This is a genomic window from Tabrizicola fusiformis (genome assembly GCF_013328815.1).
Classification (GTDB): Bacteria; Pseudomonadota; Alphaproteobacteria; order Rhodobacterales; family Rhodobacteraceae; genus Fuscibacter.
In genome coordinates this window covers 42473-50823 of the sequence record NZ_JABUHN010000018.1, presented here as the reverse complement: position 1 = coordinate 50823, position 8351 = coordinate 42473, and the positions used below count along the sequence as shown (strand labels likewise).

9 protein-coding genes are annotated in these 8351 nt (G+C 62.9%); 4 read left to right on the top strand and 5 right to left on the bottom strand.

The window, feature by feature from the left end; translation table 11 throughout:
- Nucleotides 1-158 precede the first annotated feature (158 nt).
- Together HS053_RS19685 and HS053_RS19680 are read right to left on the bottom strand one after the other, a co-directional pair.
- Entirely contained in the window at nucleotides 159-1295 is a 1137-nt protein-coding gene (locus HS053_RS19685; RefSeq protein ID WP_206677643.1) for a Fic family protein, read from the bottom strand.
- 93 nt (nucleotides 1296-1388) lie between these two features.
- Nucleotides 1389-1775, bottom strand: coding sequence for an XRE family transcriptional regulator (locus HS053_RS19680; protein WP_174212948.1), 387 nt, complete (start codon nucleotides 1773-1775; stop codon nucleotides 1389-1391).
- A 126-nt stretch (nucleotides 1776-1901) separates the two neighbouring features.
- Between HS053_RS19680 and HS053_RS19675 the strand changes: the two genes are divergently transcribed.
- The 3 genes from HS053_RS19675 to HS053_RS19665 are packed head-to-tail and all read left to right on the top strand — an operon-like array spanning nucleotide 1902 to nucleotide 5298.
- Nucleotides 1902-3479 carry a recombinase family protein gene (locus tag HS053_RS19675; RefSeq protein WP_277817081.1) on the top strand — a complete coding sequence of 526 codons (1578 nt, stop codon included), beginning with the start codon at nucleotides 1902-1904 and terminating at the stop codon, nucleotides 3477-3479.
- The gene (locus HS053_RS19670) at nucleotides 3473-4366 is read left to right on the top strand and encodes a ParB/RepB/Spo0J family partition protein (RefSeq protein ID WP_174212947.1); all 894 of its coding nucleotides are present in this window, start codon (nucleotides 3473-3475) and stop codon (nucleotides 4364-4366) included. Before HS053_RS19675 ends, HS053_RS19670 begins: the two co-directional genes overlap by 7 nt.
- Complete coding sequence (locus HS053_RS19665; RefSeq protein ID WP_174212946.1) at nucleotides 4363-5298, top strand: plasmid partitioning protein RepB C-terminal domain-containing protein; 936 nt, start codon at nucleotides 4363-4365, stop codon at nucleotides 5296-5298. The genes HS053_RS19670 and HS053_RS19665 overlap by 4 nt, the downstream gene beginning before the upstream one ends.
- A 259-nt stretch (nucleotides 5299-5557) precedes the next feature.
- Here HS053_RS19665 and HS053_RS19660 read toward each other — a convergent pair whose 3' ends face one another.
- Entirely contained in the window at nucleotides 5558-5800 is a 243-nt protein-coding gene (locus tag HS053_RS19660) for a hypothetical protein (protein ID WP_241699953.1), read from the bottom strand.
- Between HS053_RS19660 and HS053_RS19655 the strand changes: the two genes are divergently transcribed.
- The gene (locus tag HS053_RS19655) at nucleotides 5790-6089 is read left to right on the top strand and encodes a hypothetical protein (protein ID WP_174212945.1); all 300 of its coding nucleotides are present in this window, start codon (nucleotides 5790-5792) and stop codon (nucleotides 6087-6089) included. The two genes, HS053_RS19660 and HS053_RS19655, sit on opposite strands and share 11 nt — an antisense overlap.
- On the opposite strand, the gene arsJ is transcribed toward HS053_RS19655, so the two are convergent.
- Nucleotides 6076-7347 (bottom strand): organoarsenical effux MFS transporter ArsJ, encoded by a 1272-nt coding sequence (arsJ, locus tag HS053_RS19650; protein WP_347233359.1) that lies wholly within the window; start codon nucleotides 7345-7347, stop codon nucleotides 6076-6078. The genes HS053_RS19655 and arsJ overlap by 14 nt on opposite strands.
- Nucleotides 7344-8351, bottom strand: coding sequence for an ArsJ-associated glyceraldehyde-3-phosphate dehydrogenase (locus HS053_RS19645; RefSeq protein WP_174212943.1), 1008 nt, complete (start codon nucleotides 8349-8351; stop codon nucleotides 7344-7346). Before HS053_RS19645 ends, arsJ begins: the two co-directional genes overlap by 4 nt.

The following is an 8351-nucleotide window of genomic DNA, read 5'->3' as shown; positions in this document are numbered from 1 at the left end:
GGTTCAAATCCTGCCCCCGCAACCAAATCTAACAAACATATCAAATAGATAGAACCCGACCTAAACAGTCGGGTTTTTGCTTTTGAAATTCTTGTCAACACCTGGTCAACGTTTTACGAGCCCCCCATCGAGGGTGCGGATGATCGCCGTCGCGACCCTCACAGCACCAACTCGTAGTGCGTGTTGCGCCCGCCGCCTTCGCCCTTCCGGAGCAAACCGAGCTCGAGCAGCGCTGCGATGTCACGGTTCGCAGTATCCTGCGAGCACTTGGCGATCACCGCCCACTTGGATGACGTCATCTTGCCCTCGAATCCGTCGAGCAGCCGGTTCAGCACCTTGATCTGGCGTTCGTTCAGCGCCAGCGCCGCAGCGCGTTCCCAGAACTGCCCCTTGGCGACGACCGCCGCCAAAACGCCATCTGCGCAGTGGATGGCACGGCCGAGGCAGTCGAAAAACCACAGGATCCACAACGTGACGTCCGTGCCGCCCTTCTGGGTGCGCTCCAGCTGGTCGTAGTAGGCGTTCCGCTCGGCCCTGATCTGTGCGGACATGCTGTAGAATCGCTGCGAGCTTCCCTCCGACCGGGCAAGCGCCAGGTCGGCGATGGCGCGGGCGATGCGGCCGTTCCCATCCTCGAAAGGGTGGATCGTCACGAACCAAAGATGCGCCAGCGCCGCCTTGATCACCGGATCCGTGGCCAAAGGCGCGTTGAACCATGTAAGGAAGGCTTCCATCTCCGCCGCGACCCGCAGTGCGGGTGGGGCCGAGTAATGAACCTTCTCCCGTCCGTAAGGCCCCGACACAACCTGCATCGGGCCGGTGCTGTCGTCGCGCCAGTCCCCGACGATGATCTTCGTCATGCCGCTGCGCCCGGTGGGGAACAAAGCCGCATGCCAGCCGAAGAGGCGTTCCTTCGTGAGCGGGGCCTGAAAGTTCCGCGTCGCATCCAGCATCACCTCGACGATGCCTTCCACATTGCGATCGGTCGGAGGCAGGGCGCCGATGTCGATGCCAAGCTTTCGCGCGAGGGATGACCGCACCTGTGTGGCATCCAGCTGCTCGCCCTCGATCTCGCTTGTCTTGACGACGTCCTGCGTCAGGGTATGCAGGACCGCCTCTTCACGAAGCTTGAACCCCAGCGCTTCCATCCGGCCAATCAATCGCCCTTGCTCGTGACGGACTGCAGCCAGGGGGGCGGCAATGCTGCCATCCTGCCAGGTCAGCCTTGGCCAGTCTGGTTGCTCCCAGATGTACACCATATTCTCCGCGTTAAGTGCGGCGATTGTGGGTCGCATTCTCCGCAAGCGCAAGGGGAAACACCGCAAGATATGCGGAGAATGATGGGCCTATTCTCCGCATCTCCGATTTGCCCTGACCAATTGATGCACCTAAAGCTGTGATGATCCCTCGGACTTCGGGTCATCCTGTCCGAGGTTTTGTAACACAAGAAGCCGTTCTGGACAGCTTGGACATCTGTGCCTCTGCTTGTCCGACAGTCGCTCGGCCATGGTCAGGATGGTGATCAACACCGCATCGGAATGCTGCGCGAGCCGGATCAGATGCTCCCCGCTCGGCCCGCGTCCGCCAGACAGCCAGTACTTGGCCGTCCGTTCACTCGCTCCGGTCCAGCGCATCACCGTCTTGATGGCCTGATGCGTGGGCCCCAGTTCGCGCCGCAGGGTGTCGGCAATGGCCTTGCGATAGGCGGCCTGATCCGCGTCTAGGTGCACAGTTGTGCCCATTTTCGGCACAGATGTGCCCATCTTGATCCGCATCGCTGCGTCCTCCTCCGGTAAACCTGTGGAGAAGACAACACAGCGGCAGATTCCATTTTGCGCCCCAGCCAATATCCCGGGTCCGACCAGACGGAGACGCCTGCATGAACTGATCCGGAGACGGGAATGGCAGGCAGAGAGCTGCCCTCAAGAAAAGAACCGGCAAACTCCCCGCCAAAACGCCGTGCGGCTGAATATGTCCGCATGTCGACGGACCATCAGAAATACTCGACCGAAAACCAGTCGGATGCGATCCGCAAATACGCGGAGGAACGCGGCTTTGAATTGGTCCGCTCCTATGCCGATGCTGGAAAGAGTGGCCTGAGGATCGAGGGCCGTGAAGCGCTGCAACAGCTGATCCAGGATGTGCAGGATGGCACCGCGGATTTCGATGTCATCCTCGTCTATGACGTCAGCCGGTGGGGCCGGTTTCAGGATGCCGATGAATCCGCCTATTACGAATACATCTGCCGACGCGTGAACAAGCAGGTCGAGTATTGCGCCGAGCAATTCGAAAATGACGGCGGCCCGATTGCCACCATCGTCAAGAGCGTCAAGCGCGCGATGGCCGGGGAATACAGCCGGGAACTTTCCAACAAGGTCTTCATCGGACAGTGCCGCCTGATCGAACGCGGCTTCCGTCAGGGCGGCCCGGCGGGGTTTGGCCTTCGCCGGGTCCTGCTTGACGAACGCGGCGAGGTGAAGGCCGAGCTGAAGCGTGGTGAGCACAAGAGCTTGCAGACAGACCGGGTGATCTTGGTGCCCGGGCCAGACGCCGAGGTCCGGACCGTGCGCTGGATCTACAACCGATTCCTCAAGCACGGCCGTTCGGAAAGCGAAATCGCGGCCGAACTGAACGAGCGCGTAATCCTGACCGATCTTGGCCGGGCCTGGACCCGCGCTACCGTTCATCAGATCCTGACCAACGAGAAATACATCGGCAACAACGTCTACAACCGGCGCTCCTTCAAGCTGAAGCAGAAGCGGGTCGCGAATGGCCCTGAGATGTGGATCCGTTCGGAAGGGGCGTTCGATGCCATCGTCGAGCCGAAACAGTTTCAGAAGGTGCAGGCGATCATAGCCGCCCGCAACCGCCGATTCTCGGACGACGAGATGTTGGATCGGTTGACCCGGCTTTTCCAGCGCCACGGCTACATATCCGGTCTGGTGATCGACGAGGCCGACGGAATGCCGTCCAGCGGCGCCTATGCCCACCGGTTCGGCAGCCTGATCCGGGCCTATTCCCTCGTCGGCTTCACACCGGACCGGGACTACCACTACATCGAAGTGAACCGCTTGCTGCGGCTGTTCCACGGCGACGAGGTGGAGCGTGTGATCCGCGAGATCACCCGACTCGGCGGCACCGTGACGCGCAATCCGGCGACCGACCTGCTGACGATCAATGGCGAATTCACCGCCTCCGTCGTCGTCGCCCGCTGCCGCGAAACCTCCACGGGCGGCTTGCGCTGGAAAATCCGCTTCGACACCGGCCTCGCGCCCGACATCACCATTGCCGTCCGGATGGACCGCACCAACACCGCCGCGCTCGATTTTTATCTGCTGCCCCAATTCGAGATGCGGACAAAACCCTTGGGGCTTGCCGAGGAGAATGGCCTGATGCTGGACGCTTTCCGATTTGAAACGCTGGATTTCTTCTTCGACATGGCCCGCCGCGTGCCGGTTTCCGAGGTGGCACCATGGTGACCGAAGTCGAGATGCGGGACGAAGTGCAGATCATCCCGATTTCTGCCATCACCGTGGAAAACCCGCGCGAGCGGTCGGAAAAGACCTTCCGCGCGCTGGTCGACAGCATCGGCAAGGTCGGGCTGAAAAAGCCGATCACCGTCGCCCGGGTCGATGAAGGGGCGGGAGTGTCCTATCGTCTGGTCTGCGGTCAGGGTCGGATGGAGGCTTATGTCGCCCTTGGGGAAACCCACATCCCGGCCATCGTCGTGGATGCGAGCGAGGCCGAGCGCCTTCTGCGCAGCGTGATCGAGAATATCGCTCGCCGCCAGCAGCGGCCGCTCGAGCTGTTGCAGGACATCGCCATCCTGCGCGACCGGGGATATTCAGACCATCAGATCGCCGACAAGACGGGGCTTTCCCTCGCCTATGTCCATGAAATCGGCGAGTTGATTGCCAACGGTGAGGAACGCCTGCTGGTCGCGGTCGAGACCGGGCAGATGCCGCTCAGCGTCGCGCTCTACATCACGCGGGCCGAGGAGAAGGACGTGCAGAAGGCGCTCGAGACTGCTTATGCCTCCGGTGAACTGCGCGGAAAGAAATTGCTGGAGGCGCGGCGGCTGGTTGAGTTGCGCCAGCGCCACGGCAAGCAGCGAGGTGGTGCGCGCAACAAACAGCCACGAGCGCGAATGACATCTGCCGCGCTGGTCAAAGCCTATCGCGCCGAGGCCGAGCGTCAGCAGGACATGGTCCGCAGGGCGCAGTCGACGCGCAGCAGCCTGCTGTTTCTCGATGCGGCATTTCAGTCTCTGCTGAAGGACGAGAACTTTCTGACGCTGCTCCGTGCCGAGGGCCTCGACAGCTTGCCGCGCATCATCATCGACGGGTTGCGGGAACCAAGAGCATGACACAGACAGGAAAAATGCCTCCGCCGAAGAGCCCGGGATTCGAGGCGAACCTGCGCACGATCCCGATTGCTGCGATCCTGCCGGTCAAGCAGTTGCCAGTCACTGTGCCAAAGAGCCAGAAATATGGGCAGATCGCCGCGTCGATCCGCGAGGTCGGGCTGATCGAACCGCCGGTGGTCGCCCGCGCGGCTGGGCAGGACGGATCCTTCATCCTTCTGGATGGCCATGTTAGGCTGCATGTTCTGAAGGAAATGGGCGAGACGACCGTCACCTGCCTGGTGGCGACCGACGATGAATCCTTCACCTACAACAAGCGAATCAGCCGCCTCGCCACGATCCAGGAGCACAAGATGATCCTGCGCGCGGTTGAACGAGGCGTGTCGGAAGCCCGCATCGCTGCCGCGTTGAATGTGAACATTGCGCTGATCCGGCAGAAGCGGACCCTGCTGAACGGCATCTGCCCCGAAGCGGCCGAACTGCTGAAGGCCCGGCATTGTCCGATCAACAGCTTCCGCTCCCTGCGCAAGATGAAGCCCCTGCGGCAGATTCAGGCGGCGGAATTGATGATCGCGGCCAACAACTACACTGTGCCCTATGTCGAGGCGATCCTTGCAGCATCTGACGCCGCTGACCTGGTAGAACCGGCTGCAAAGAAGCCACCTGCAGGCGTAACGCGCGAACAAGCCGAGCGAATGAAGGCCGAGATGGCCAACCTGCAAAAGAACATAAAGCTGATCGAAGGCACCCTTGGGCCAGATCACCTTCGGCTGGTGGTGGCCGGTCGCTATGTCGAGCGGCTTTTGCAGAATGACCGTCTCGCCCGCTACCTCGACAAGAACCACGGTGAAATCCTCGGCGAGTTTCGCCAGATCGTGGCGGGCCTCGTGCAGCCTGCGTCCACGACGGAAGCGAGGAGGATCGAGACCGAGTAGTTCGGCAACTTTCCTTCTTTCGACGATGGGGACCCGGACCCGAAAGCGCGGGGACCGCAGGAGACGCCGGACAGAGGGCCGGATCAAGTGCGGCGGCGGGGATGGCGGCGAACCCGCTCGGAGCCCGCCAGGCTGGTTTGAGTTTTCACCGGCCCAATGGTCGGTGTCCGGCCATTGAAACAAGCGGGCGCATTCACCGCCGAAGGTGAATGCGCCCGCCGCCTTGGAAATCCGTTTCGACATAGACCCCGGCGCAGTCCTAGGCGACTGCCGCAGCGATCGCGCCGTAGTTCATGTAAAGCCAAGGCGACGGGAACTGGGTGCTGGCAGGCAGATCGGCAGTGATTTCCTGTTCGAAGACGGCGTCCGAAACCTCGTCCACCACGCGCACCCAGACCGATGTGCCATTTGGCGGGGCGGCGATGAACAGGGTCAGTGCGCCGCCAGTGACGATGGCGAAGCTTGCGCCAATGGTGGCCTTGGCACACTCGGTGTCCAACATCTGCATCGTGGCCTTTGGCGGTCCGACGGCGTGTGCCTTCCCAATTCTGCACGGGTCGGGGAACGGCATCCTGACCATTGCCAAAGGCACCATGCCGCTCGCCCTGTTCGGACCCTCCGGATATGGGGCGCGGCTGGGTTGGCTGAATGCTCCGGCTCGTATCTTGCAGGCGGCCGCGCCGCTGGTTTTCGGCGCGGCCCTTGCCGCTTGGGGGCTGAATGCGATCTGGCTGACCGCCGGTGTTGGTGTGCTGGCGACGATTGCGCTGCTTGTCGTCAGACGGACCTGAGACGCCTAGCGGCCAGCCAACTGGCCAAAGCCATCACGCCCGCCGTCGCAAGGCACAACGGCAGACCGCCGATCTGATAGCTCAGCCCGGACAGCAGCGTTCCGATCAACCGCCCCGCCGCATTGGCCATGTAGTAGAACCCCACATCCCGCGTGATCCGTTCTGCTGATCCGAAGGCCAGGATCAGGTAGGAGTGGACCGAGGAGTTGACGGCGAAGACAAAACCGAACAGCAACAGGCCCGCGATCAGGGTAGCCGTCAGCCATGGTGCTGGCTCGCCTGCCGCCCAGGCGGCCCCGGCCAGCAGGAAGGGGATTGGCACCAAAAGTCCGGCCCAAAGGATCGCCTTGCGGGTCGTCTCGGCCTCGGGCTGGCCCTTTGCCCCCAGAAGTCGCGGGGCGACGGCCTGCACTGCGCCATAGGCGATGATCCAGAGCGCGAGGAAGCTGCCGATCAGGAAGAAAGCCTCGCGGCGGCCTTCGGAGGTGCCGTCGGACAGGACCGCCTGGAAGTAGACCGGAATGCCGACGACGAACCACACGTCACGCGCGCCGAACAGAAACATGCGCGCCAGCGACAGGCGGTTGACACGCGGGTCCTTTGACCGCCAGCCACCCCAGGCCTCTTCGGATTTCATCCGGCCCGGCAGGCCGGCGGGCAGGAACAGGACCACCGCGACCAAGATCACAGCCAGCACCGCCGCCATACCCCAGATTGCCGCCTGAAACCCCGCCAGCGCCAGAAGCGCCGCGCCAAGGAAGAAGCCCAAGCCCTTCACAGCATTCTTCGACCCGGTGAGCAGAGCGACCCAACGGAACAAACCGCCGTCTTCCTTGGGCGCCAGCAGCTTGACGGCAGATTTGGACGACATCTTGGCCAGGTCCTTGGCCACGCCCGACACGCCCTGCACCGCCATCACGAAAGCAACCGACGCGGCAACACCCCAGGACGGGTCAAGCTGCGCCAGCGCCACCAGTGCGCCGATTTGCAGCGCGAGGCCGCTGTAAAGCGTCGCAGCCAGCCCGAAACGCGCGGCAAGCCAGCCGGCGGCGAGGTTGGTGACGATGCCCGCGACCTCGTGGAGCAGGAACAGCCACGCCAGTTGCATCGGCGCAAACCCGAGGCTGTTGAAATGCAGCAGCACCAGCATCCGCAGTGCGCCGTCGGACAGCATGAAGGTCCAATAAGCCGCCGTCACGGCGGTATAGGCACGCAGCGGGTTGGGCGGCGGGGCGGCGGGATTCGCGGCGTCGGTCACAGCGAGCCCGCGACCATCCGCGCGATATCGGCCAGACGGCAGGCATAGCCCCATTCGTTGTCATACCACGCGTAAATCTTCACCTGCGTGCCGTTGATGACCATGGTGGACGGCCCATCGACGATGGACGAGCGCGGGTCGTTGGTGAAGTCGCAGGAAACCAGGGGCCGGGTTTCGAAACCGAGAATCCCGTTCAGCGACCCTTCGGCGGCGGCGGCAAACAGCGCGTTCACCTCTTCGGCCGTGGTCGCCCGCTCTACCTCGAACACGCAGTCGGTCAGCGAGGCGTTCAAGAGCGGCACCCGCACGGCATGGCCGTTCAGGCGGCCCTTCAGTTCGGGATAGATCAGCGTGATCGCCGAGGCGCTGCCGGTCGTGGTCGGGATCAGGTTCATCAGGGCCGACCGCGCGCGGCGCATGTCCTTGGCCGGACGGTCGACGATGGTCTGGGTGTTGGTCACGTCATGGATCGTGGTGATCGACCCGTGGCGGATGCCAAGCGCCTCGTGGATCACCTTGACCACCGGGGCAAGGCAGTTGGTGGTGCAGGAGGCCGCCGTGACCAGCGCCTGCGAGCCGTCGTAAAGGTGATGGTTGACCCCGTAGACGAGGTTCAGCGCGCCGCAATCCTTGACCGGGGCGCTGACGACCACCTTCTTCACCCCGGCGGCGTAGTAGGGCGCGACCTTCGCCGCAGTCTTGAAAATGCCCGTGCAGTCGATCACCAGATCGACGCCCAGTTCCGCCAGCGGCAGCGCCTCGATGGTCTTCTCATGCGTCAGGCGGATGGTCTGGCCGTTCAGGACAAGCGCTCCATCGCCTGCCGCGACCGGCGTGCGCCACCGGCCATGGACGCTGTCGAATTCCATCAGCAGCGCATGTTGTTCGGCATCCCCAACGGGGTCGTTCAAGAGGACGATCTCGCCTGCGGCACCAGTGTCGATCAGATCGCGCAGGACAAGTTTTCCGATGCGGCCAAGGCCGTTCAGGGCAATACGTGTCAT

Excerpts from the sequence above, each read along its gene's own strand:
- HS053_RS19685 (WP_206677643.1), bottom strand. The coding sequence starts at position 1,295 with ATGCGACCCACAATCGCCGCACTTAACGCGGAGAATATGGTGTACATC.
- HS053_RS19670 (WP_174212947.1), top strand. The coding sequence starts at position 3,473 with ATGGTGACCGAAGTCGAGATGCGGGACGAAGTGCAGATCATCCCGATT.
- HS053_RS19660 (WP_241699953.1), bottom strand. The coding sequence starts at position 5,800 with ATGTTGGACACCGAGTGTGCCAAGGCCACCATTGGCGCAAGCTTCGCC.
- HS053_RS19665 (WP_174212946.1), top strand. The coding sequence starts at position 4,363 with ATGACACAGACAGGAAAAATGCCTCCGCCGAAGAGCCCGGGATTCGAG.
- HS053_RS19645 (WP_174212943.1), bottom strand. The coding sequence starts at position 8,351 with ATGACACGTATTGCCCTGAACGGCCTTGGCCGCATCGGAAAACTTGTC.
- HS053_RS19675 (WP_277817081.1), top strand. The coding sequence starts at position 1,902 with ATGGCAGGCAGAGAGCTGCCCTCAAGAAAAGAACCGGCAAACTCCCCG.
- HS053_RS19680 (WP_174212948.1), bottom strand. The coding sequence starts at position 1,775 with ATGCGGATCAAGATGGGCACATCTGTGCCGAAAATGGGCACAACTGTG.